The organism is Candidatus Bathyarchaeota archaeon (genome assembly GCA_026014735.1).
In the GTDB taxonomy this organism is placed as follows: domain Archaea; phylum Thermoproteota; class Bathyarchaeia; order Bathyarchaeales; family Bathycorpusculaceae; genus Bathycorpusculum.
Genome location: JAOZHT010000004.1, coordinates 255,245 through 277,788, shown reverse-complemented (window position 1 = coordinate 277,788; position 22,544 = coordinate 255,245). Strand labels below are relative to the sequence as shown.

The 22,544-nt window shown below is 52.9% G+C and carries 26 protein-coding genes; 12 read left to right on the top strand and 14 right to left on the bottom strand.

Annotated elements, in window-relative coordinates:
* Positions 1-52: 52 nt before the first annotated feature.
* The gene (locus NWE93_13975) at positions 53-952 is read right to left on the bottom strand and encodes a GDP-mannose dehydrogenase (GenBank protein ID MCW4001338.1); all 900 of its coding nucleotides are present in this window, start codon (positions 950-952) and stop codon (positions 53-55) included.
* A gap of 72 nt (positions 953-1,024) precedes the next feature.
* On the opposite strand from NWE93_13975, the gene NWE93_13970 reads away from it, so the two are divergent.
* Together NWE93_13970 and NWE93_13965 are read left to right on the top strand one after the other, a co-directional pair.
* Positions 1,025-1,534 (top strand): N-acetyltransferase, encoded by a 510-nt coding sequence (locus tag NWE93_13970; protein MCW4001337.1) that lies wholly within the window; start codon positions 1,025-1,027, stop codon positions 1,532-1,534.
* On the top strand, positions 1,534-2,517 hold the full coding sequence (locus NWE93_13965; protein ID MCW4001336.1) for a DUF354 domain-containing protein: 984 nt from the start codon (positions 1,534-1,536) through the stop codon (positions 2,515-2,517). Before NWE93_13970 ends, NWE93_13965 begins: the two co-directional genes overlap by 1 nt.
* Here the strand turns inward: NWE93_13965 and NWE93_13960 are convergent.
* The 3 genes from NWE93_13960 to NWE93_13950 form a co-directional block, all read right to left on the bottom strand.
* The gene (locus NWE93_13960) at positions 2,501-3,277 is read right to left on the bottom strand and encodes an S-adenosyl-l-methionine hydroxide adenosyltransferase family protein (GenBank protein ID MCW4001335.1); all 777 of its coding nucleotides are present in this window, start codon (positions 3,275-3,277) and stop codon (positions 2,501-2,503) included. The two genes, NWE93_13965 and NWE93_13960, sit on opposite strands and share 17 nt — an antisense overlap.
* Positions 3,278-3,283: 6 nt before the next feature.
* Positions 3,284-3,568, bottom strand: coding sequence for a MoaD/ThiS family protein (locus tag NWE93_13955; GenBank protein ID MCW4001334.1), 285 nt, complete (start codon positions 3,566-3,568; stop codon positions 3,284-3,286).
* A gap of 84 nt (positions 3,569-3,652) precedes the next feature.
* Positions 3,653-5,032, bottom strand: a complete 1,380-nt coding sequence (locus tag NWE93_13950) for an InlB B-repeat-containing protein (GenBank protein MCW4001333.1) — start codon at positions 5,030-5,032, stop codon at positions 3,653-3,655.
* Positions 5,033-5,178: 146 nt separating this feature from the next.
* On the opposite strand from NWE93_13950, the gene NWE93_13945 reads away from it, so the two are divergent.
* Positions 5,179-7,416 carry a hypothetical protein gene (locus NWE93_13945; protein ID MCW4001332.1) on the top strand — a complete coding sequence of 746 codons (2,238 nt, stop codon included), beginning with the start codon at positions 5,179-5,181 and terminating at the stop codon, positions 7,414-7,416.
* 236 nt (positions 7,417-7,652) lie between these two features.
* Here NWE93_13945 and NWE93_13940 read toward each other — a convergent pair whose 3' ends face one another.
* Positions 7,653-7,913, bottom strand: a complete 261-nt coding sequence (locus NWE93_13940; GenBank protein ID MCW4001331.1) for an NFYB/HAP3 family transcription factor subunit — start codon at positions 7,911-7,913, stop codon at positions 7,653-7,655.
* A 111-nt stretch (positions 7,914-8,024) separates the two neighbouring features.
* On the opposite strand from NWE93_13940, the gene NWE93_13935 reads away from it, so the two are divergent.
* From NWE93_13935 to NWE93_13925, 3 genes are all read left to right on the top strand, one after another.
* Complete coding sequence (locus tag NWE93_13935; protein ID MCW4001330.1) at positions 8,025-8,798, top strand: TatD family hydrolase; 774 nt, start codon at positions 8,025-8,027, stop codon at positions 8,796-8,798.
* 160 nt (positions 8,799-8,958) lie between these two features.
* The gene (locus NWE93_13930; protein MCW4001329.1) at positions 8,959-9,192 is read left to right on the top strand and encodes a 30S ribosomal protein S17e; all 234 of its coding nucleotides are present in this window, start codon (positions 8,959-8,961) and stop codon (positions 9,190-9,192) included.
* Between the two features lie 16 nt (positions 9,193-9,208).
* The gene (locus NWE93_13925; protein MCW4001328.1) at positions 9,209-9,583 is read left to right on the top strand and encodes a hypothetical protein; all 375 of its coding nucleotides are present in this window, start codon (positions 9,209-9,211) and stop codon (positions 9,581-9,583) included.
* Between the two features lie 121 nt (positions 9,584-9,704).
* Here the strand turns inward: NWE93_13925 and NWE93_13920 are convergent, their stop codons facing one another.
* The gene (locus NWE93_13920) at positions 9,705-10,181 is read right to left on the bottom strand and encodes a peroxiredoxin (protein MCW4001327.1); all 477 of its coding nucleotides are present in this window, start codon (positions 10,179-10,181) and stop codon (positions 9,705-9,707) included.
* 50 nt (positions 10,182-10,231) lie between these two features.
* Complete coding sequence (gene nth / locus NWE93_13915; GenBank protein MCW4001326.1) at positions 10,232-10,891, bottom strand: endonuclease III; 660 nt, start codon at positions 10,889-10,891, stop codon at positions 10,232-10,234.
* A 211-nt stretch (positions 10,892-11,102) separates the two neighbouring features.
* On the opposite strand from nth, the gene NWE93_13910 reads away from it, so the two are divergent.
* Entirely contained in the window at positions 11,103-11,657 is a 555-nt protein-coding gene (locus NWE93_13910; protein MCW4001325.1) for a ribbon-helix-helix protein, CopG family, read from the top strand.
* A 124-nt stretch (positions 11,658-11,781) separates the two neighbouring features.
* Positions 11,782-11,907, top strand: coding sequence for a hypothetical protein (locus NWE93_13905; GenBank protein MCW4001324.1), 126 nt, complete (start codon positions 11,782-11,784; stop codon positions 11,905-11,907).
* 263 nt (positions 11,908-12,170) lie between these two features.
* Here NWE93_13905 and NWE93_13900 read toward each other — a convergent pair whose 3' ends face one another.
* Genes NWE93_13900 through hypA form a run of 3 tightly spaced genes read right to left on the bottom strand, consistent with a single transcriptional unit; the run spans position 12,171 to position 14,045 of the window.
* Complete coding sequence (locus NWE93_13900) at positions 12,171-12,905, bottom strand: HAD family hydrolase (protein ID MCW4001323.1); 735 nt, start codon at positions 12,903-12,905, stop codon at positions 12,171-12,173.
* A complete protein-coding gene (locus tag NWE93_13895; GenBank protein ID MCW4001322.1) occupies positions 12,895-13,641 on the bottom strand; it encodes an Mrp/NBP35 family ATP-binding protein in 747 nt (248 codons plus the stop codon). The genes NWE93_13900 and NWE93_13895 overlap by 11 nt, the downstream gene beginning before the upstream one ends.
* Positions 13,641-14,045 carry a hydrogenase nickel incorporation protein HypA gene (gene hypA / locus NWE93_13890; GenBank protein ID MCW4001321.1) on the bottom strand — a complete coding sequence of 135 codons (405 nt, stop codon included), beginning with the start codon at positions 14,043-14,045 and terminating at the stop codon, positions 13,641-13,643. The genes NWE93_13895 and hypA overlap by 1 nt, the downstream gene beginning before the upstream one ends.
* A 97-nt stretch (positions 14,046-14,142) precedes the next feature.
* Here hypA and NWE93_13885 point away from each other — a divergent pair, with 97 nt between their 5' ends.
* Both NWE93_13885 and NWE93_13880 read left to right on the top strand, forming a co-directional pair.
* A complete protein-coding gene (locus tag NWE93_13885) occupies positions 14,143-14,706 on the top strand; it encodes an NAD(P)H-dependent oxidoreductase (protein ID MCW4001320.1) in 564 nt (187 codons plus the stop codon).
* An 84-nt stretch (positions 14,707-14,790) separates the two neighbouring features.
* Complete coding sequence (locus NWE93_13880; protein MCW4001319.1) at positions 14,791-16,083, top strand: endonuclease Q family protein; 1,293 nt, start codon at positions 14,791-14,793, stop codon at positions 16,081-16,083.
* Between the two features lie 3 nt (positions 16,084-16,086).
* Here the strand turns inward: NWE93_13880 and NWE93_13875 are convergent, their stop codons facing one another.
* Positions 16,087-17,493, bottom strand: coding sequence for a glycoside hydrolase family 5 protein (locus NWE93_13875; protein ID MCW4001318.1), 1,407 nt, complete (start codon positions 17,491-17,493; stop codon positions 16,087-16,089).
* Between the two features lie 166 nt (positions 17,494-17,659).
* Here NWE93_13875 and NWE93_13870 point away from each other — a divergent pair, with 166 nt between their 5' ends.
* Together NWE93_13870 and NWE93_13865 are read left to right on the top strand one after the other, a co-directional pair.
* On the top strand, positions 17,660-19,045 hold the full coding sequence (locus tag NWE93_13870) for a TldD/PmbA family protein (GenBank protein MCW4001317.1): 1,386 nt from the start codon (positions 17,660-17,662) through the stop codon (positions 19,043-19,045).
* Positions 19,032-20,396, top strand: a complete 1,365-nt coding sequence (locus NWE93_13865) for a TldD/PmbA family protein (protein MCW4001316.1) — start codon at positions 19,032-19,034, stop codon at positions 20,394-20,396. The genes NWE93_13870 and NWE93_13865 overlap by 14 nt, the downstream gene beginning before the upstream one ends.
* On the opposite strand, the gene NWE93_13860 is transcribed toward NWE93_13865, so the two are convergent.
* Genes NWE93_13860 through NWE93_13850 form a run of 3 tightly spaced genes read right to left on the bottom strand, consistent with a single transcriptional unit; the run spans position 20,383 to position 22,478 of the window.
* Positions 20,383-21,600 (bottom strand): glycosyltransferase family 4 protein, encoded by a 1,218-nt coding sequence (locus NWE93_13860; GenBank protein MCW4001315.1) that lies wholly within the window; start codon positions 21,598-21,600, stop codon positions 20,383-20,385. The genes NWE93_13865 and NWE93_13860 overlap by 14 nt on opposite strands.
* Complete coding sequence (locus NWE93_13855; protein ID MCW4001314.1) at positions 21,590-22,219, bottom strand: glycosyltransferase; 630 nt, start codon at positions 22,217-22,219, stop codon at positions 21,590-21,592. The genes NWE93_13860 and NWE93_13855 overlap by 11 nt, the downstream gene beginning before the upstream one ends.
* Positions 22,220-22,226: 7 nt before the next feature.
* Positions 22,227-22,478, bottom strand: a complete 252-nt coding sequence (locus NWE93_13850; protein MCW4001313.1) for a hypothetical protein — start codon at positions 22,476-22,478, stop codon at positions 22,227-22,229.
* Positions 22,479-22,544 lie beyond the last annotated feature (66 nt).

The window sequence follows — 22,544 nt, the reverse complement described above, 5'->3', positions numbered from 1 at the left end:
TGATATCTATGTCTTGGTTGGTTAGTGGTTCTATGCATAAGCAATAGGGGGTCTATGTGCAGGCGTCTCTGCCCCTACGTGACTGGGGCAAAGTGACGTTTTCTTCCCCCGCAAGCTCCCGCTCCAGCTTATCGGCACGCTTCGCCACCGCTTCAGCTTCCGCTTTGATCTGCGGGTTCTGCATTTCGTCTTTGCGTTTCTGGTTAGACTCCAAAATCAACCGTAGCATGTCGCTGTCGTAGCTTTTCAGCAGCAGCTCCGTGTTGGGTATGAGGCAGTGGCCGCCGATGTAGCCGGGGAACATGATGGGGCGGTCGAGGCGTTGGCGGTGGGTGTCTTCGAGGAAGTCTAGGGCGTCGTTGAAGTCTGCGCCGTATTTGCGGCTGATGCGATGCATTTCTTGGAAGCAGGTTATCATCCAGGCGCGGTAGGTGGTTTCGAAGACTTTGGCTAGTTCGGTTTCGGTGCAGCCTTTGAGGACCTTGACAGTTAAGCCCAGCTTCTCAAAATGCGCTTTGGCCAGCGCAGATGCTTTTGGGGTGGCGCCGCCGACGTATTTTGGCCAACGCTTCATCTCCCAAACCATATGCTCGGCGGTGATGTGGACGCCCCGGGAGGGCGAATGCACGATGGGGCAGCCTATTTGGGCGGCAACTTTTAGGGTGGTGCCCGGCGGAACCGTGCTGTTGTTAACGACCAACGTGGGTTTGTATTGGGAGGCGTAGCCGGCGACGACGTCTGCGAATCGCTCAGGGTTGGCGCAGGGTAGGCAAATTTGGAGGGTGTCGATTTGGGGGGGCACCGCCGTTTTGGTTTGGTTGAGCTGACGCATTTTTGCTTCGTCTAAATCTAAGCCGTAAACCGAAAAATCCTCGCTTTTTTGTTGGTAGAGCATGAATAGGGCGTGTCCGATTTCGCCTAGGCCCACGATTAGCACTGTTTCTTTGGTCAAGCCATTTGCCTCCATGTGTGGATTGTTTGTTAATGTTAAACTATTTAAATCTGGAGCCAGAAAGTGAGATGCATGCAGAATGCTAAGCGTGGAGTAGGAATCGTCACCGGCAAGAATGTGCAGATAGGCGAGGGCTGTGCTATCTGGAACTATGTGGTTATCGGTGATAACACCCGAATCGGGGAGGGCTGCATCATCGGCAGCTTTGTGGATTTGGGCAAAGATGTGGTTTTGGGTAGAAACTGCAATATTCAAGCTCACGTGACTATCTCTAACGGCTGCGTGCTCGGCGAGGGCGTGTTTATTGCTCCTAATAGTAGCCTGCTAAACGATAAGTATCCTAAAAGCTCATTCATGACGCCTCCCGTGATTAAGGACGGCGCGGCTATCGGCGGCGGAGTTACCATCCTGCCCTCTGTTACTGTTGGCGAGAAAGCTGTTGTGGGCGGGGGTAGCGTGGTCACTAAGGATGTGGCTGCGTGTACGGTGGTGGCGGGTTGCCCGGCCCGTAAGGTTATGTCGCTTGCTGAGTTTGAGGCGAAACGCGAAGAGTTTTTGGCGGATAAGCGCAGGGTGAACTGATGAGGGTTTGGTATGACGCCTGCACGGGCAAGCATACCCGCTACGGCGCCGCCATCGGCAAAGCCCTCCGAGACCGCGGACACGAATTTATCTTTACCACCCGCCTGCACCCCGACACGTTGCCGCTGGCGCGTCTTTTAGGCGAAAAACCCCTTGTCGTCGGGAAATATGACCCCTCCACTAACACCTCGCGGCTCAGGGAAAGCGCCGAGCGCATAATCGAATTCGCCAAGCTTTTCGAAAAAAATCGCCCCGACGCCGCGGTCGCGCATCAATCCGTGGAGCTTTGCCGCGTCGCATTCGGTTTAGGCATACCCATCATTTTAACTGCGGATACACCCCACGCGTTGGCAGTGAACAGACTCACCATCCCCTTTGCCCATACAGTGGTGGTTTCTGAGGGGCTGCCGAAGGGTTTTGCCAAGCAGTACTGTCCCAAAAGGGTGGTGACGTTTCGCGGCGTGGATGAGGCAGCGTGGATTCAGGGTTATCAGTCTGCGAAGCTAAACGTTAAGAAGCCGCTGATTGTGCTTCGCCAAGTTGAAGCCAAAGCCGCCTACGCCGAGGGCAAAGCAGACACCGCCAGCCCCCTCAGCCTGCAGCTCTCCAAGTTAGGCAACGTGCATCTGCTGAACCGCTACAACGGGGGAGGCGACGCTTTCAAAGAGAAAACCGTTTTTGAGGACTCCGCAAGTCTTGTGGCGAACGCGGATTTGGTGGTGAGCTACGGGGGAACCATCAGCCGAGAAGCCGCTCTGCAGGGTGTGCCAAGCATAGTCGTCGGCGACATGGCAAACACGCCCGTTAACGTCTACACCGCTAAGAGGGGCTTTCCGCTTTTCATAGCACGCGAAGAGAAGGTGATGGCGCTTGCAAGGCAGTATTTGGGCAGGCGGTTTGATGTGGCTGACAAGTTGGCGGCGATGGAGAACCCCGTTGACGTCATAGTAGCTGAACTTGAAAGCCTCAGGTCGCCGGCGTAACCTCTACTTTGTCGCCGATGTTCACGCGGTATTTCTCGTGGAAGCTGCCCTGGTTGAGCGCTACCTCCAGAAAGCCGCTGCTGCCAAAGAGGGCAACTGCCTGCAACGGCTCAGCATCCGCGTAGGTACGTGTTACCGGCAACTGTAGGCAGGCATGATGGAACCTAACCGAGACGGAGGCTGCGTTGGCGAGGTCTTTTCGGGTTAAGTTGGTGACTACGTTGCCAAAGCCGTCCACATGCAGCACTTCGGCGCCTAAAACGCCGTTTCTGCATTCCACCTGAGTGAACATGGGGGTTTGGGGGTCAAAGAGTTCTGGTCCGAAGCTCTGGATGGCAACGCCTTGGCTGAGGTGCGCTGCTGCGGGTGCAAAGATGTCTCTGCCATGAAACGTGCAGGATACAGTGGGCAGCATCAGCTTGGGGTTTGAGATTTCGTATATGCGCTGGATTCCCTGTGCCTGCGCCGCCAGCATCAGCACGCCGTTGTCTGGACCCACAAAAAAGGCCCTCTGGGTCTGCACAGCTATTGCGCGCCGCTGTGTGCCGACGCCGGGGTCAACCACCGCCACATGCACGGTGCCGTCTGGAAAGTAGGGTGCGGCTGACGCCAGCATAAACGCTGCCATGCGGACGCTGAATTTGTCGACGCCATGGGAAACATCGATTATCTGAGCCTGCGGGTTGATGCTTAAAATTGCGCCTTTCATTTCTGCAACATAGGGGTCTTTGAGTCCGAAATCGGTGGTTAGAGTAATCATGTTTGCTCAGCCACCATGCACCACGGGCACAAACACGACTTCGTCGTCGGCGCCGACTTTGGTTTGGTACCCCTCGAGGATGCTGATTTCTTTGCCGTTGACAAGGATAAGGGAGTTGGATTTGGCATCGTTGAGTTCCTGGTCGCTGAAGATGCTTTTGAAGGCGGGGAACTGCGTGGTTAGGGCAGCCACGACCTCCGCGATGGTGGTGCCTTGGGGGCAGTTGAGGGTTAACTGTTTTTTGCCTGAGATGTGGCGTAGGGCACCGATGAATTTTATGGTCTGGGGCATATTTGGCCTCACCTTGAGAATACTCGGGGCTTCTTTAAAATCTATACATTCAGCAGCCATTTTTTGGGAAAGAGGAAAAAAGAGTTACTGTGGGGCGTCTTGGTTTTTGATCTGTTTTCTCTGCCTAGACATCAAAACCACGCTGACGATTGCCACCAGCAGCGAAACCACCACGACCCCGACTAGAATCGGCACCAGCATAGACTCTGATACATCGCCGATTAGGGGAGCAGATGAACCGTCCAGCGCCATAACCACCGAGTGCGTGCTGTGCGTGTACTCTGTGGTGATTATCCAGGCGTTGTTTTCTGCGTATGTGTGGTAGGGTACTTCTTGGCCGTCAAGGTAGATTTTGAGGTTCGCCACCACCGGCATAACCGACTGGGGGATACATATTTGTACGTAGCCGACGGTGCCTGATGGACCCGAAACGGTGAAGCCTAATTGATCCGCCTCTGAGTCGAAGTTTAACGCGGAGAGCGTGGAGTTGGAGGAAACCGAGAAGACGTTGTCGTCCTCGTTATTTGAGGGCGTCACGGCAAAGCTTATGGCGGTTGTTAGTGGCGCGTAGGCGTCGTCGCCGAGCCAGGTGCCTTTGATAAGGTAGTTGCCTGATGCAGAGGGCATCCAAACCGCGGAGAAGTTGCCTCCGTCGCCCGTAATGAGGTAAGCCAGGTCATGCCATGTTTGTCCTCCGTTGGCGCTGTACGCGAAAAGTATGCCTGAGCCTGAAAGCCCGATTTGATTGTAGACTAAGGCGCCGTCTATGTTTACTTTAAAGCCCGATGAGGTGGTGGAGCTGGCGCAGTAGAATGATAGGCTTGGGACTGGCAAGTTGCTGTTTGGCGGCGTGGGGTTAGGGGTTGCCTGCGGAGAGGGGGAGGGTGTGACATCGGGGATGTTTCCTGAGTAGAATGCGCCTATTTGGCGGTCCTGGGTCATGGGCACAGATATGCTGGTTCCCAGTCCCTGATAGACGCCGTCAAGGTACCAGCCGCTGAAGTTGCAGCCCGCATTCGGATACGCCGTGACGGTTACGGTGGAGCCGATGGAGTAATTCCATATGCCTGCAGTCGGCGCGGTTTGGCCGCCGCCGTAGGGGTTGTTTGTGATTGTGAGGCAGACTGTTCGGACGCTAAATGTTGCTACCAGAGTGTAGTCCTGGGTCATGGTTATGGGGATAGAGGTGAGTTTTCCCTGGTAGACTCCGTTGAGGTACCAGCCGTTGAAAACGTAGCCGGGGTTGGTGTAAACGTAGGCGTAGACGGTTGAGCCATAGTAGAAGTATCCTGAACCGGGATACACGTAGCCTGCTCCAGGATAGTTAACTTGGACGTTTAGCCAGTTCTGTGAAAGAGGATAATAGTATGACTGCGCGTTTGCTAACGACGCAAACGATAAACCGCAGCTTACGATTAGAACCAAAACTAATGAAACGCCTATCTTGCCCGCGCCTTTGCCCATAGATTTAGCCTCAACTTATCTGCTCTGGGAATGCTTATAAAGTTTAACTCAGCACCTGAATGAGTAATGGCAGGCGAAAAACCGAAACAGCCACAGACCATATAGCTATGAAACGCTAAACCTATACTGTCCCAAAGGGCGGTCGCATGGTTAACAAAAGAAGCCTCACTTTCCTGCTCTTAGTCGTCGCAGCAGCGGGTTTCCTCTACCGCTTCGCCCTAACCACCATGAACACCTATCCGCCCGGCGCCGACATCGGATTACATGAAAGCGTCATTAACTCCATCCTCAGCCCCCAAACCTCCTTCTTCCACAATTATTACCACATGGGCGGCGGTGTCTCAGCCACCAACCCAGGCTACCACATATTCACCGCCTTCATAATAGCCCTGAGTGGCGCCCCAGATTATCTGGCGCAGGCAGCGGTGGCGTCGCTGTTTTCTGCGCTCATGATACTGGCGGCTTTTTTGCTAATTAAGACCGCCTGGGGCGAATCAGCGGGGCTGGTTGCCGCGGTGCTGGTGGCTTTCTCTGCAAGCGACCTCATCATGCTGGATTGGGCAGGGTACCCCAACATCGTGGCGTTGACTTTGATTCCTATTCTTTTCTATTTTTTCCTTCAGCCCACGCGGCTGGCTTTGAAGGGCACTCTTGCCGCTGCATCCATACTTGCCTCAGCACTTTTCCTGACACATCTGTTCAGCGCCATCGTCTTCTCTGCCATAACGGTCCTTACCCTGCTGCTAAGTTTAATCTTCTCCAGAAAGGGGTTAGCGCCTAAAAAAACGCTGCTTTGGCTAGTTCCCATAATCCTAGGAGCGCTATTGGTGGCGCCTTACCTCATAAATACCCTCCCGGTTTACTTCGGCTCACAAGGCGCCATCACCGGTTCCGCTGCGGTAAATCAGCAGGCAGTCGTGGAAACCCGTGTGCCCCCCGTCCTCATCGTGAGCTTAGCCATCATACCCCTCTTCCTGTTCCCCGTCATCTCTAAACTGCGCAGCGGCAGATACTTCACCTTACCCACCCTTCTGTTCCTGTCAGCAGTACTTGTGCCGCTTGCCGCAACCCAAAGCTACCTCGCAGGGGTCTTTTTGGATTACCAGCGGTTCCTCTATTTCTTGGCTTTGCCCGTTATGGCTTGCTTGGCCTTGGTCATTCTTTGGGTAGCCAACAACACCGAAAAAATAGTCAACAAAAAAATCAGGGGCTTATCCACCGGCAAACTCAAGACGGCTGCCACGGTGGTCTTGGTGGCTGTGTGTCTGTTAACGCCTCTTTTTGCGTTGCCTTGGACACCCTGGCGGCAGGAATCTTCGGGGATTTCGCAGGCGAACTTTTTCCAATTTATGACTCCTGCCAAATATGCAGCTATCCAGTGGGCGGCGGCTAACACCTCTGAGGCCTCGATTTTTGTAGCGGACGCAAATTATGGCTGGTGGCTATCGGGCTTTGCCAAGAGACCTACCTTTAGCGCCGTGGATCCGCAGTACCTGATTTTGCAGCGTGAGTTTGAACCCGCGCAGGTGGCGTCGAATCTGCTGCAGGCGGATTACCTCGTCGATAACGGGTTGCTGCAGGTTGAGCAGGCGGGAAGCTTGGCTAACGGCAGCACACACGACATCTACGCGATTCTCAACAGCAGCTATGTTCACCCCAAGGTTTTCTCGCTTAACGACACCCAAATCAGCCTTCTCTACCGAAGCAGCGGGGCACCAAGCGAGGTGAAACTGGGCGACTTCAACCAGTCATGCACCCGAGTCATCGGTGAGGGTAACAGTGCATCCTTTGTTATAACCCGCGGTAACTCGGAGTTCAACGTAACTGAGGAAATCACGATTAACCGCGGCGTCCGCTTCGCCAAGGTCTCCTTTATTTTCCAGAGCCTAAATGACGCGGAGTTTGATTGGCTACGTATCCCCTTTCTGGCACGCGGCGAAGTCAGGCAGTGCGCCAACAGCATCGGTATTGTCGATAATAGCCTGCATCAGATTAACCAGATTGTGTTTCCCAGCGCCAGGCTGGGCAGCGACGTGTGGCTTCAGGAGAACTCGGCTTTCTACGAACTCGTCTACAGCCTCCAAGGCGGATGCACCGCTGAGGTCAGCTTCTATGTGGGCATCTACCCGATTTCGGAGACCCAAGGCGAGGACGCAGCCATCCTTAACGGTTTAATAGAAAGCTATTCCCGAACCTACATCAACAACGTCGCCGATTTGCCCCTGACATGCTTCGATTACCAAGTAGCCCTCAAAAAATACAACATCAGCTACGTTGCCCTAACAGACCTCTCTTTGCTGCCCCGGTTTGCCGATGACCCCACCTACTCGTTGGCGTTCCGAAACAGCGAAGTCGCCATATTCAAGGTTAAAACGACACCGTAATTCCCACGGCATCCCCGCATCCCACCCTCTGAGCAGACAAATTACATTGACCGGCTGGAATCTTCGTTGACTCTTTATATAAGGGAGGGGAGAGGTGGCCAGAGCAACAGTGGCAGCCAGCGGTTTGCATACGCTTCCATATACTGCCTATATAAAAGGGGCCTATAGAAAAAAATCGCAGATGACAGAAGAGTTGGATAAAAAGAAGAAAGGAAAAATGGAGATTAATTTTCTGGTTACTTGCCCATGATTTTTCTTGCGGCTATTTCGATATCTTCCGCTTTGATGGTTTTTCTTCCAGCGTGCATCGCGAAATCCAGTGATTCCTTGGCGATTTTGATGCCGATTTCCTCGAGGGCTTTGGCAAGTTCTTTGGCTGCGGCTTCGCTTACTCGGTCAGCGCCAGCTTTCTTGCAGAGTCTATGCATGGGAGCTACAGCAATTTCTAATTCAGTCATATCAGCTTCACTTCTGGTTCTTTTTCTTTTTAAAGGCATATTTAACCTTTGTTATCGTTTTTTCGTCTAAAAACACCCTCATCCAAAACTGAATAGGCAAAGCTTAAGAAAATCTTAAAACCAACCACCGCAATATACCCGCTGAACACAATGAACCTGATAGACGCACACATCCACCTGTCCGACACAGGATACAGCGGCCACATAGACGAAGTTATAGCTGACGCAAAAAAAGCAGGCGTCAAAGCATTAATGACTAACTCAATGGATCTGCAGACCTGCCAAAGCGACATTCAACTTGCCGCTTTGCACCCCAACATCATCTACCCCGCATTGGGCATTCACCCCTGGAACGTCAACGTCCTCAAGGAAGGTGAACTTGAAGCAACCATAAGCTACATTCAAGCCCAACGTGGCGCCGTGAAAGCCATCGGAGAAATCGGTTTAGACTACAAATACGAATCCATCTGGGAAAAGCAACTGATGGTTTTCGACCGGATGCTGCATCTTGCCGAGTCCCTAAACCTCCCAGTCATCATCCACTCGAGAGGCACCACCGACAAAATCGTGGAGATGCTTCCCAGCTACAACCTAAACCGCGTGCTCCTCCATTGGTTCAGCCACCCCATGGCAGCCCTCAAAAAAGCCATCGACAACGGCTACTACATAACCGAAGGACCACCAGTCACATACTCCAACGGCATCCGCGAAGTCGTCGAAAACACGCCCCTCACCCACCTGCTCACCGAAACCGATGGTCCAGTCGCCTACTGGAAACAGCCCTTCAAGGGACAACTTACCAAGCCCTCCTTCATCCAGAACGTGGTAGCCGCGGTGGCGGAAATCAAAAAGCAGCCCCAAGAAGAAGTTGCCCAGCAAGTCGCCAGGAACTTTGAGGGCTTCTTTGGCATAAAACTTGCCTAAGTAGTCAATTTTTTTTGCATCGGCACCTACGCTGCTGGTCGACTGTTTAAATGCGTGGTTTTAGCCGCAAGCTTAAATTAAGCCTGTTCTCTATTGAGAGTTGCTCCTACGCTTTTAAACGTCGGAGAAAAAAAACACCGTTAACTCGGAGGAAACTGATCTGGGAAAAGTAAAGACTGAGCAGATTAAGCATCTGGGCAAAGAACTAATGACTCGCTTCCCCAACAAATTCACCACCAACTTCGACGACAACAAACGCTTAGTGGACGAATACACCAAAGGCACCACCACGCGAGTCCGAAACAAAGTTGCAGGATACATAACACGTACCCTATCATTAGCTCAAGCCGGCTCTGCAGACGAATCTGACATCGAAGAAGAACTCGCCGAATAAACAGGAACACACCCGCATGATGGATGAGTACCGGAAAGGTTGGGCGCTAAGGTACCTGCGTGAAGCAAAAGCTGAATTGGAAGCTGCACGCAAAATCCCCTACATGGCGCCAGGACTGGTTTTAGAGGCCATCCGCAAAGCACGAAACGCCATCTACTACAGCCTCGGAGAACCCGCCTTCATCGAGGTACTTATCCGAGAGGAAATAAGCAAAAACCCCCAGCCTGACGACTCAGTGCTGCGGTTCCTCATCGAAATCGAAACCATCGTGCAGCAGATCAGCCAGCTTGAGGAAGTCAACGGCGACGCCATGATGAAGCAGGCTGATTCCATCGTGGGCATTGCCGATGACATCGTGCATACCCTCACGCAGGACAGCGTTGGAAACTAGCTCTGCCTGCAAGAATTTTCTGTTTTCTAATCTATTTTATTATTTACCGAATCATTGCCATAAAGCGCCAACATCCCCTTTCAGGGGAAAACGATTCGTCTTTTCTGCACTGAAAATGTGGTTAGGCGATTTTGGTTAGCTCCACCTGCAATTCGCTGTAGTCTGGTTCAACGCTGGGGTTTTTTGACGCCCACATATATCGTATGATGCCCTCTTGGTCAAGGATGAACACTGCACGTTTCGCAGCCACAAACCCCTCCACTGCCTCATCGCCCGGCAACTCTAAACCGTAGAGTTTGACGACTTCAAGTTTGTCGTCGCTAAGTATGGGGAAGAATAGTTTTTCTTTTTGCTGAAATTCCCTGTTTGCGTTGGGGTCGTTGACGCTGACACCGATGACCTGCGCATCTAAATCAGTGAGCCTATCCATAGCATCACGGAAGGAACAAGCCTCCATCGTGCAGGTTGCAGTGAAGGCGCCCACAAAAAAGGTTAAAACAACTTTTTGCCCCATAAACTCATGTAGGCTTCTGGGCTGCATGTTTGAATCCAGTAAAGTGAAGTCAGGAGCCTTCTCTCCAACTATAACATTAACCAAAACAAAGTCACCTACTGAAAAAAGAGCAAAGCAAGTATAAATTGGTACTGCTAACCGAAGGTGAAGGCGGAAGGGCAGATTTTGTTAAGCACACAGACCTGGCATTTGGGCTTCTGTGCGATGCAGACTTGGCGGCCATGGTAAATCAGCAGATCCGTCAGCGGCATCCACTTGTCCTTAGGCACAATCGCCATCAAGTCACGTTCAATTCGGTCCTGATCATTCTGATGCGACAACCCCAATCGCTGAGCCAGCCGCTTCACATGCGTATCCACCGCGATGCCAGCGGTTATGCCATAGGCATTGTAGAGGACGATGTTGGCTGTTTTGCGTGCAACACCCGGCAGCTCCAAAAGATCAGTCATGGATTTAGGCACTTGGCCGCTGTGCTTTTTAACCAATATTTGACAGGTGCCTTTGAGGTTTTTGGCTTTGTTGTGGTAGAAACCAGTGGAACGAATGTCCTGCTCGATTTCTTTGGTTGGGGTGTCAGCGTAGGCTTGGGCGGTGGGGTATTTTTTGAAAAGTGAAGCGGTGACTATGTTTACTCGGGCATCGGTGGTTTGGGCAGAGAGCATGGTGGCTACTAGTATTTCGAGGGGGTTGCTGTAGTTGAGGGCGGTTTTGGCGTTGGGGTACTGTTTTTCGAGGAGTTCGATTATTTGTATGGCGCGTGGTTTGGGGTCTAGGTATATTTCGGGTGTTTTCACGTTGGGGACTCCGGAGGTTTGGCTATGTATGTTTAGCTGTTATTTGGAATAAAAGAGTTTTGAATCCCCTCGGCACCCTGCTCTAAACACTTGTTTAGTAATATGCGGTTATCCTTTAAACATGCAAACAAAAACTTGCAGCTTGTGGAGTAATGTTTATATAATTTCCATTAAACTGAAAAGCTGTCACATAACAGTTGAGTGAACCCCCATGGCAAACCCCACACGAATAACCGTAGCCTTCGATAAACCCACAGCTGACCTGCTGGAAAAAATCAGCACCGAAGCCCAAGCCTCCCAGAGCGAAATCATGCGCCGCGCCATAAAATTCTACAGCGAAAACAAAGCCCTCGAAGACCCAGCCGTCAAGAAAAAAATCCGCCAATACCAAGACATGCTCCTAACCGGCGAACACATCATACTTGACGTTGATCACTGGCTTATGTTTCTGCAGCTTATTGCTTCCTCTCCGCAGAAGGATCAGTTCTGGAAGGAACACCGTGAGGTTGCACGCTCTCATTGGGAACAGCTGAAAACTGTTCACTCCACAGAGGACATGTTGACTCGTCTAGAAGCCTGCAACTTCTATCGCCTAATCAAGAATGCGCCTAACGATTATACGTTGGTGTTGGTTTCGGAGGTTTCTAAGGATTTTATCCGGATTTTCCTTGAGGAGTATTTTGCGGCGATGGGTGCGAAGGTGGAGATTAAGGAGAACCTTACCAAGCTGCGGGTTATCCTTAAGCCCAACGGCTCAAAAGTTTAAACCGTCCAGTTTCTACCCACATTCCCTTCACTTTATTCATTTTTTCCTAATTTTTATGAACAAATCTTAACCACCTTTATATTTAATTGAACAGCAATAAGATATATCAAAGGTGGATTGAAAGATGATTACAGCCATCATACTCGGTTCAAGTTTAATCGCGTTAGCAGTGGGTTCACTAATCACCACTGGGTACCTGGCAAAAATAGTAACCCCCAGCCTCCAGGTTAATCAAAGGCCCCATCACTAAAACCGACTCTGCTGCTCCACCAGCCTCTACCTCCCTCTATATCAGTAGATCAAAATTCTGGCGTTAACTGGTTTTCTCTATAGTTGTTGTCGTGGCAGGGCGCCTTTACACAACAACAACCCAAGGTTGGCCTAAAACAACCCAAATTGCAAACGGGCGTTGAGGCACATTGCAGATTGGTTGTGGAGCAAACCACAAGCAGAACAAAAATTTGTATACTGATAAATAGCGTCAACAAAGAGTCAAACTGAACGTCCAGCCCTCTAAGGGGAAAGCATCCGGAGCAGTTTTTCCCTCAAAACCGCCAAGTCCTCAGCTACCTCGTCTGCTACCTGCTGGCTTTCCGCGAGGTCTTTTAGGCTGTTGAACTGTGAGGGCACAAAAACCGTTTTTATCCCAGCGTTTTTGGCGCCCCCTATATCCTCTATGGGGCTGTCGCCGACGAAAACTGCCTCTTCCGCTTTAACCTGAAGCCGCGCCAGTGTATCCTGGAAGATGCGGGAGCTGGGTTTGCGCCAGCCAACGTCTTGGGAGACGACTATGGCGTGGAAGTAGGGGTGGATGCCGATTTTGCGTAGGCTCCGGTGGATTACGGGTCCATGGGTGAAGTTGCTGATTAGCCCCAGCTTCGCCTGCGTGCCGGTTTGCCTGAGGAGCGTTTTGGCGCCGCTGCGCAGTTCGAGGGTGTCGATGAAGTCTTGGAAGAACACGTTAAGCGCCGCTTTTACCCGATTATCGGCGGGAGTAACGGTGAATCCCAGCGTGCCCAGCGCCTCCGCAACCCAGACGGCGTTGGTGACTTCACGGTATTCCTCATAGCGTATCCGGCGGTACTTCTGATGTGCCAAGTTGTAGGCATCCAAAAAAGCGGCCTTTTCCATTTCGAAGCCCTCAGCGCAGAGTGCACGGTAGAGGTTGTCCTCGGAGTCCTGCATACTGTAGCCTCTGCAGTTCACCAATGTGCCGATGTAGTCGAAGATGACGGCTTTAATGGGCATGGCTGGTTCCCTTTGCGGCGGCTTTTATGATTTGTGGCATAGCTTTGCCCATGGCGGTTTGCTGTAGTTTAGCGGGGTCTCCGATGGCGTTTTCAACTTGGGGGTCATAGGCAACTGAGCCCAGGTAAGTGAGCCCCAGCTTCTCTGTTTGCTTCTCTACTGCATCCGAGGCGTTTATCTTCATGTTCTCTACGACGCCGATAACGGGCATCTTCAACTCAGTGAGCAAAGAAACCTGTTTTTTGACGACTTCAAAAGCAAGCATCGAAGGCGTTGTCACGACCAGAAATTCTATCCGCTTGACCAGCCGCACCAAATCCAGGACTGCGTCGCCGATGCCGGGTGGCATGTCGATTATGAGGTAGTCCAGTTTGCCCCATTGGGTAACTGCTAAAAGCTCGATTAACGCGTTGGATACGTCGGCTCCCCGCAGCGGCGCCGCCCTGTCGCCGACAAAATACACCAGCGACATGTACTCGAGTCCCTCCACAACAGCTGGAACCAAACCCTTGTCCTCGGTTGGCTGCACCGAGTTTGGCACCCCCAATATAATGTGGGTGGACGGCCCCGTGAAGTCCACGTCGAAAAGCCCCACCCTGCAGCCTCCCTTAACAAGAGAGAGCGCCAATGCCGTGGCAACCATGCTTTTGCCGACGCCGCCTTTACCGCTGGAAACCGCAACAATCCGGCTTACCCCTGCTAGTCGCTTCTCAATTACGTTTACCCGGGGATCTATCACTGGGGTTTGGCTCCTTTTAGGTCTTCGAGCCATACGCCGCGTCCAGAGGCGATTTCGAAGTCGGGGCTGCCGCATTTGGGACATTTTATGTAGCTGTGGGCGACTTCGGGGACGAAGTGGATGGCTTCGGCGGTGGCTTTGTCGAGTTTTCTGGTGCTGTACTGCCAGGTGCTGGCGCAGACTCGGCATTTAAGGGCGGATTTGGCTTTGAGGATGCGGAATTTGGCGTCTTTGAGTTTGCCGCCGCGGAGCTGCTTGAGGGCAAAACGCAGGATAGGCGGCTCCACCTGCTGCAGTTCACCGACGCGGATGGTGACCTCTGAAACTGACTCGAGGCCCTCTTGCTCCGCGATTTTCTCTGCTGAGGCAAGGATGCCTTCAGCTAACGCCCATTCATGCATAACCGTAACTGCCCTGTTGCACAATAAAAAAATAACGCATACGAAGCCTATAAGCAGCTTTAAATCTCAACTTCAGCTACAATAAATTGGTTTTTGTATGTCTCAGATTAAGGTTCTTGCTTTTGCAGGTAGCCTCCGCGTGGGCTCCTATAACAAGGCGCTTGTCCGAGCCGCAGTCAAAGTCGCCCCCTCCAGCGTCGCCATAGAAGTTTATGATTTAGCAGGTATCCCGCCCTACAACGCTGACCAAGAAAGCAACCCGCCCCAGAGTGTGGTGGAGTTTAAGCAGAAAATCCAAAGCGCCGATGCCCTCTTAATCGCTACCCCCGAATACAATTACTCGGTTAGCGGCGTGCTGAAAAACGCCCTTGACTGGGCAAGCAGACCCAAAACCGACACTCCGCTGCTGGGTAAACCCGTCGCAGTCATGAGTGCCTCAACTGGCAGGTTCGGCGGGGCAAGAGCGCAGTATCATCTGCGGCAATGCTTTGTTTTCCTTGACATGCATCCTGTTAACCGCCCCGAAGTGATGCTTTCTGACGCTGCCCACAACGTGGACGAGGAGGGAAACATCAATAACCAAAAGACGCTGGAGCTGATAGTGCAACTGCTAGATGCGCTGGCACAGTGGACAATTAAGCTTCAAGCACTGCCCCAGTAATCCGCGGCGGCGCCAAGCTGCATGCTGGTTGACCGTGCAAACCCTTAAAATGGTGCTTGTCCACGTATGGCTTGGTGGTAACAGATGAAAGTTATAGCTGACCTGCATATCCACGGCAGATACAGCCGCGCAACCAGCGAGCAAATGAGCTTAACCGAAATCGCTCGGTACGCAAAAATCAAGGGCTTAAACTTGGTGGGCACAGGCGACTTTACCCATCCCCTGTGGCTAAAAGAGATCAAAGAAACCCTGCGTGTTGACGCCGACACTGGCTTAATGCAGCTGGCCCAGAGCGATTCATCCGTGCGGTTTATGCTTCAAACCGAAGTCTGCACCATCTTTGAGGTTGACGGAGAATCAAAAAAGGTTCATCACGTAATCCTTGCCCCCGGCCTTGAAGCCGCCGAGCAAATCAACGATCGGTTAACACGCTTCGGCGACTTAGCCAGCGACGGCCGACCCATCCTTGACGCCTCCGCGCCGCAGCTGGTGGAGGAAGTTATGGCTGTGTCCGCGGACAACATGGTTTTTCCTGCGCATGCCTGGACGCCCTGGTTTAGCCTCTTTGGCGCGTTTAGCGGCTTTGACGCCGTCGAAGACTGCTACCGGGACATGACATGCCATATCCACGCATTGGAAACGGGGCTTTCGTCTGATCCGCAGATGAACTGGCGACTAAGCAAGCTGGACCGCTACGCGCTGCTCTCTAACAGTGACTGCCACAGCTTCTGGCCTTGGCGCATCGGTAGAGAAGCCAATGTCTTTGACCTCCCCGACTTAACCTACAGAGACGTAACCTCCGCCATCATAGACAATGACCCCATGCGCTTCAAATTCACCATAGAAACCGACCCTGCCTACGGCAAATACCACTGGACGGGCCACCGCAACTGCAAAATCGCACTGTCGCCCAAGGAAGCTATCAAATTCGGCAACATCTGCCCCGTCTGCCGCCGCAAACTCACCAAGGGCGTGGAGCAACGCGTCGAGGAACTTGCTGACCGACCCGCCGACTACAATAGAGCCGATGCACCGGGCTTTAAGCGGTTGTTGCCGTTGCATGAAGTTATCGCAGCGGTGGTTGGAACCGATTCCCCTGCCATCCAAGCAGTCTGGAAACCTTACAACCTGCTTCTGGAGCGTTTCGGCGACGAATACTCGGTGCTGTTGGATGCGCCGCTTGAGGAAATGGCGAAGGTTGTGGAGGCGCCGTTTGCAGAGGCGGTTATGCAGGTGAGGGGGGGCGCCGCGAAGGTGACGCCTGGCTACGATGGGGTTTATGGGCAGCTGGTGCTGGGGTTAGAGGCGGCTAAAGTTAAGCCTAAAACGTTGTCTACGCCTCGGGTGCAGCAGCGTAGCATGTCTGATTTCTGGTAGCGCCTAAACCATCAGGGGATAAGCCAGCGAGTACCCCTCTGTGGATACCGAAAAAGTGGATGGTGCCCCATAGCTGATGAAGGTTTGGCCTGCATAATCCGGTGTCTGCGCTGTTCCGGTCCACACATCGTTTTTGATAAGTGCCTCCCCCGCGAAGCCATAGGCCACAGAGACTGAGTCCTGCATCCAATAGTACGCGCAAACCCCGATTCCCAGTTCCTTGGCGCTGCGCAGCAAACCATCCCAGAAGGAGTAGGCTTCTTCGCGGTGCGCCAGCGTCAGCGACTGGACCGATTGGTTTTCTTCGCCGCTTACCTGATAATTATAGATGTAATCCGCATCCAGCAAGCCAATCTCGTTGAAAACCAGCGGTACACTGCACTCTGCGCTCTGAGTTTGCGGCAGCATCTCCTCTGCTGTTAACTGCTCGTAGAGTTCGGTGTAGTTGGTTGCCCACTGCAGGTTATGGCTTGGTGAATGAAGGTAGGGATGAGTTGTGAAAACCAGATTTGTCGGTGCCTCTCCAGCGGCGGCTTTCAATTGGCCATAAAGCTCGGGCGCCCACGTTAGCGAGTTCCAGCCGGGCACAATCCCAGGCTGCCACTGCATGAACACGAGGTTGCGGTTTCCCAGCGCTCGAATCGTCTGGTAGGTGTCGACGGCGTAGCCAAAGAAGGCTTCTTTGTTGTCGCCGGGTTCATTCCAAACCTCAAAAATCACGTTAGAGTAATCTCCGAGGTCCTGAACCACGCTTGTCCACCATTCACGCCAAAACTGCGCTTCGGTTTTCCCTACCGCGGTAGTGACGCTTCTGATGAACTCGTAGCTGCCGGTGCCCTCTACCCAGCCGCCGGGTTCCCCCTCGAATTGGCCGCTGAACTGGTAGGAGCTCACGACACTGTAAGGACAGAAATCCACGTATATGCCGTATTTGGCGGCTTCGGTAACTAGGGTTTCTATGTAGCTGCGGTAGCTTATGGGTTCGTTGATGTTGGCGTCGGGCTGGTAGTCGCGGGGGTATATGGTGTCTTGCATCCACCAATTTGCACAGACGAAAATCCGAATCATATTCACGTGCCAGTGGTCGCGGTAGCTTTTAAGGGTCGCCTGCATCTTAGGCAGGTTATCTTCTATACTGAACCATTTCTGGTTCCAGTTAAAAATCTCCTGCTCAGGCCCCGACCACATCCCCGAAGCCGACTGAATTTCGCCGGCACGTCCAATCCCACGCAGATACACAACGCTGCCGTAGGCGTCAACGATTTTTGTTCCCTCCGTGTGAAGCGCAACGGCTCTGCCGGATTGGCTTATGTTGAGCGGCAGCATAGCTAAGAGAGTGCTTGCCAAAAGCAGAACAACAAAGCTGCCTACTATTTTGTGCGTTGAATCACCAAAACCGTTCTTTGCCATCTTGGACAGTTGCCGGATAGGAATGCAACATGCGGGTAATACAAGATGTAAAGCGCCTCTTAAAGGATATTGTTAACCCCGCTATATTCATCAATCAAATAAGCGCTTGAACACAACCGTTTTATGCCTAAGCAAAACTCTATTATCGCATCGGATTGTGTTACTCTTGAAAGAGCTACTGACAAGAATAACGGAGCTTGCCACCTCCAAGCTGAATGCAGAATACGCTGAAGCACGAGCCCAGCATCTAACCAAAACAATGCTTACCCTAAAAGAGGAGCGGGTGGAAGCCGCCAGGCAAGGCATCGAAAACGGCGTCGCCATCCGCGTGCTCGTCAACGGCGCATGGGGCTTTGCCTCAGTGGGCTCCTTGGACCAAAAAATTTTAGAGATCGCTGCTTCGGATGCCTGCCGCATGGCAAAGCTGGCAAGCACCCGCCTTAAAGCCCCCATTAAGCTGGCAGCCGCCAAGCCAGTGCAGGATCATGTGGAGGCTAAACCCAAAAAGAACCCCGCTGAGTATTCTGTAGAGGACAAAATCAAGATGGCGCTTGCCGTAAACAAAACCAGTCTGGGCTTTGACGGGCGCATCAAAAGCTGCGGACTCGATTACCTTGACCTTATGGGCAGCAGCTTTTTTGTTAACAGCGAAGGCGCAAGCGTAGAGCAGGATAAACTCTACGTTTGGGCACGCATAACCGCCTCCGCGCAGAGCCAGGGCGTCTTCACCTATAGCCGCGAGGAAATCGGCTCCACCGCAGGCTACGAAGTCTTCGACGAGCAACCCCCCGAGGCGTTGGGCGAGAAAGTGGCTAAACGCGCCATAGAGCAGCTGAATGCTAAACCACCTAAAGGCGGCAGATACCCCGTGGTGCTTGGCCCCAACGTGGTAGGGGTGTTTGTGCATGAAGCCTTCGGGCACCTAGCCGAGGCGGATCTGGCGCTCTCCGGGGGTTTGCTGGCGAGTAATATGGGCAAAAAAATCGGTTCTGACCAAGTTACGTTCTACGACGACGGCACGGTCCCCGGCAGCTTCGGCGCTTTCCGATACGACGACGAAGGTGTCCCGACCCAGAAAACCCTGCTTATCCAAGATGGCGTGGTAGCGGGGCTGATGCATAACCGCGAAACAGCCTACAAATTCGGCGCTCAACCCACGGGCAACGCTCGGGCAGAGGACTTCCGGGTTGAACCGATTATACGTATGCGCTGCACCTACATGGCGCCTAGAGACCGGAGCCTTGAGGAGCTTTTGGAGGGCGTCAAGGAGGGCTACTTCCTGAAGAGTTTCCGGGGCGGCCAAGCTAGCTTAGACGGCACCTTCCAGGTGGGCATACAGGAGGGCTACGAAATTCTAAACGGCGAAGTCCAAGCGCCCGTGCGGAACGCGTCCATCAGTGGCAACACGTTGGAGACGCTGCATAAGGTGGATGCGGTGGGGAAAGATTTCGTTTTGGATCCGGGCAGATGCGGGAAGGGTCAGACAGCGTTTATCTGTGACGGTGGACCGCATATCAGAGTCAGCGAGGTGGTTGTCGGTGGCAGCGCTTGAGAAACAGGTAATGATTGATTTGGCTCAGCAGGCGGTTGCGGCGGCGCAGCGGCTGGGCGCAGCGGAGGCAGAAGCCTACGTGTATGATGGGCAAGCCACCAACATCGGCATCGAGCTGGGGCAAATAAGCAAAACCAACCGCATCATCGACCGCGGAGTAGGCATACGCGTCATACACAGCAAAGCCACAGGGTTCGCCTACACCAATATCCTGGGCGATGCAGCAGCCATCGAAAACGTGGCGGAGCGGGCGTTAAATGCGGCGCGTGCCAGCCGACCCGACGCTGACTGGCATGGGCTCCCCCAAAAAAGGCCCTACTCCACTGTAGAGGGCACCTTTGACCCAAGAATCCTTGAGCTTAGCCCCCAGGACCTCGTTCAAGTCACCGCAGCTATGCTTGACGCTGCAGGCGCAGTGGATAAGCGTGTGTTCCCCGTTGAGGGCGGCGTGGGCAGCGGCTACGTCTCAAGCGCCATAGCGAATTCAAGTGGCATCTCAGTCTTTGACCGCGGCACCATCGTTGAATGCAGTGTGGCGGCGCTGGCAAAAGACGGTTCCTCAGTTACCCCCGTATGCTTCGAATTTGATGCTAGCCGAATCTACAGCTTAAACCCTGAGTGGGTAGGCAAGGAAGCGGCGAAGCTGGCGGTTTCCGCACTTAAACCAAAGCCTGTTGATACCCAAAGTGCCCGCGTGATTCTTACCCAGTTTGCGCTGCAGGACCTCTTGGCCTACACGCTGATGGGCGCGGTTAAAGCCGACAGTGTCCAACGCAGTCAATCGCCGTTTAAGGGCAAAATAGGCGAACAGGTTGCATCCGAAAACCTCACTGTCACCGACGACGGCTTATATCCCATGGGGCTGCGGACCTCGGTTTTCGACGGCGAAGGCGTCCCCCACCAGAAAACCCCAATCATCGAGAAGGGCATACTGCGCAGCTTCCTCTACGACAACTACACCGCCAGAAAAGACGGCAAAGAAAGCACAGGCAACGCGTCGCGGGCAGGCTACCTGTCCACGCCGGGTATAGAAACCTCAAACTTCCACATCCCACCCCAAAGCCACAGCGCCGAGCAGATGCTCTCGGAAGTCGGCGACGGCTTCATCGTCTACTACCTGCAGGGCGCACATAGCAGTAACCCGGTTAGCGGCGAATTCTCCGTGGTTGCTTCCCCCGTTTTCAAAGTCAAGGGCGGCGAAGTTACTCATCCCTGCCGCGGAGTCATGTTGGCGGGTAACGTGTTTGATTTGCTCAAGAACATATCGGTGGTCGGCGGCAACCAGCGGCAGATGGGCGCGTTGATTGCTCCCTGGGTGGTTGTGGAGAATATGAGGGTTATTGGGAAGTAGTTTTCGCCCAGAAGCTCTTGGAGTACTCGCCGAGCACGCCCTCGTAGATGTGTTTGGTCTGCTGCGCGATTTTTTCCCAATCATATGTTTCCTGCACTTTGCGGTAAGCGTTTTCTCGCAGCTGCTTTGCATAGGCTTCGTCTACCAGCACCTTAGTGATGCCCCATGCCAGCGAATCAGGGTTGTTGGGGTAAACCTTCACGCCGGTCACGTCATGCTCGATGATTTCGGATAATCCGCCGGTGTCAGAAGCCACCACGGGGCTCTGCGCCGCCATAGCTTCAAGCGCCACGATGCCGAATGGCTCAAAAAGCGAAGGCACCACAGATACATCCGCTACCCTCTGCAGCTTAAGCAACGTGGCCTCATCGAGGAAGCCCTGGAAAAGCACTTTATGCTCAAGACCCATGCTGCGTACGATGTTGAGGAGCTGCTCCTTCATGTAGCCGCTGCCCACAATGATGAATTTAGCGTTGGCTTTGCTGAGGATTTTTGGCACCGCGTTGATTAGGATGTGGATGCCTTTCTCGTAGACCAGCCGCCCCACGTAGAGCACGATTTTCTCTTCCGGCAAAGCGAATCTGCCGCGGAACTCTGCTTTGTCTAAGTCTCCGTCGTAGTTTTGGATGTTCACTCCGTTAGGAACCATAACTAGCTTGTCGTTGGGTAACCCGAAGACGTAGCGGACATGCGAAATCATGTAGTCGCTGCAGCATATGACCTTCCAGGCTTCGTAGGTGAGCCACGCTTCGGTTTCATGAATCATCCGCTCCGCGGTGGTATGCAAACCGTCGCGCCGCCCCATCTCAGTGGAATGCATCGTAACCAGCAGGGGCTTGCGGAAAACATGCTTAAGCCCTATGCCTGCATCCGCCACCAGCCAATCATGCGCGTGGATTAAATCGATTTTTGCGGAGATTTTCTTCATCAATGCGGCGGTTTCGCGTTGCATGTTCATGTTCATAAGGTAAACCCAGGTGGCGAAGTCCGGTGAAGGGTTCTTGTAGGAGTCGATGCGATAGACTTCTACGCCGTTGACGACTTCGTGGGCGGGGGCTCCGGGGAAGTCACAGGTGACCACGTAGACCTTCATGTCCTGCTTGGCCAAGTGTTTGCTTAGGAAGTAGATGTGGGGTGAGATGCCTCCGATGACTCGGGGCGGATACTCCCAACTTAGCATCAGAACCGACAGCTTATGTTGCATGCTTCTTTGCCTCCGCAACGTTGCCGTACAGCTTTAAAACATCCTCTATCCATTTGTCAGAGGTAACTTCGATAACAGCGATTTTCTCTGCAGGCACCTTGTAGATGCGCATAACCTCTTCCTTCATCCACTCAGACTTAACCATAGCCATTTTGGCCTCGTAGAAACCCAGCCACTCTATGCTTTTGATTGCTAAGTTGTAGGATGAATTCGCCGTTGGGGAACGATGATCCTCAAGGCTCTCCACTGAGTAAATGAAGGGTATGCCTAAACCGTTCTTGAGGGTAACGGCTGCTGGGATAAAATGCCAATCGAACACGTCGATGACATCGATTTTTCCGTTGGCGCCATAGTATACGTTGGCGGCGGCGCGTTCAACTTCCTGATTGAGGGTAAGCACCCAGGTTAAAACGCCGATGTGTGTCTTCACTGGGTTGGAGACGCGGATGGCTTGCACTCCGCTGGGCTCGATGGTTTCGCCGGTGTCGTGGTCATCGTATGTGACGACGGAAACCTCCACTTCTTCGGCTGCAAGCTGGGTGGTTAATGATTTAACGTATCCAGAGAGTTGTCCAACCACTCTAGGCGGATACTCCCATGATAAAACGATGGCGCGCATGTTTCCACTACGTGAATAATGAGCAGACCTTGATTATTCCTCGTCCATTGAGATAGTACCGTTTCTTGCCTTCGTTATCAACGAAGCTCTCAGCGAAACCTTCTGATTTATAGCGGTCTAGGATACTTTCGATTTCGTTGGGGTCCTTCTGCAGTAACCGGGCAACCTCGTCGCTGCGCCGAGCCAAATCCGCTGCAGTTGCACATAGGTTGTGGAGTGTCTGCAGAACTTTATCTGGAAACGGAAGCTCTTCTCTCATTTCTTATGCACCGTGCCAACAGATAGTACGGCAATTTGGTTTATAAACGCATATGAGGCAGAGGGC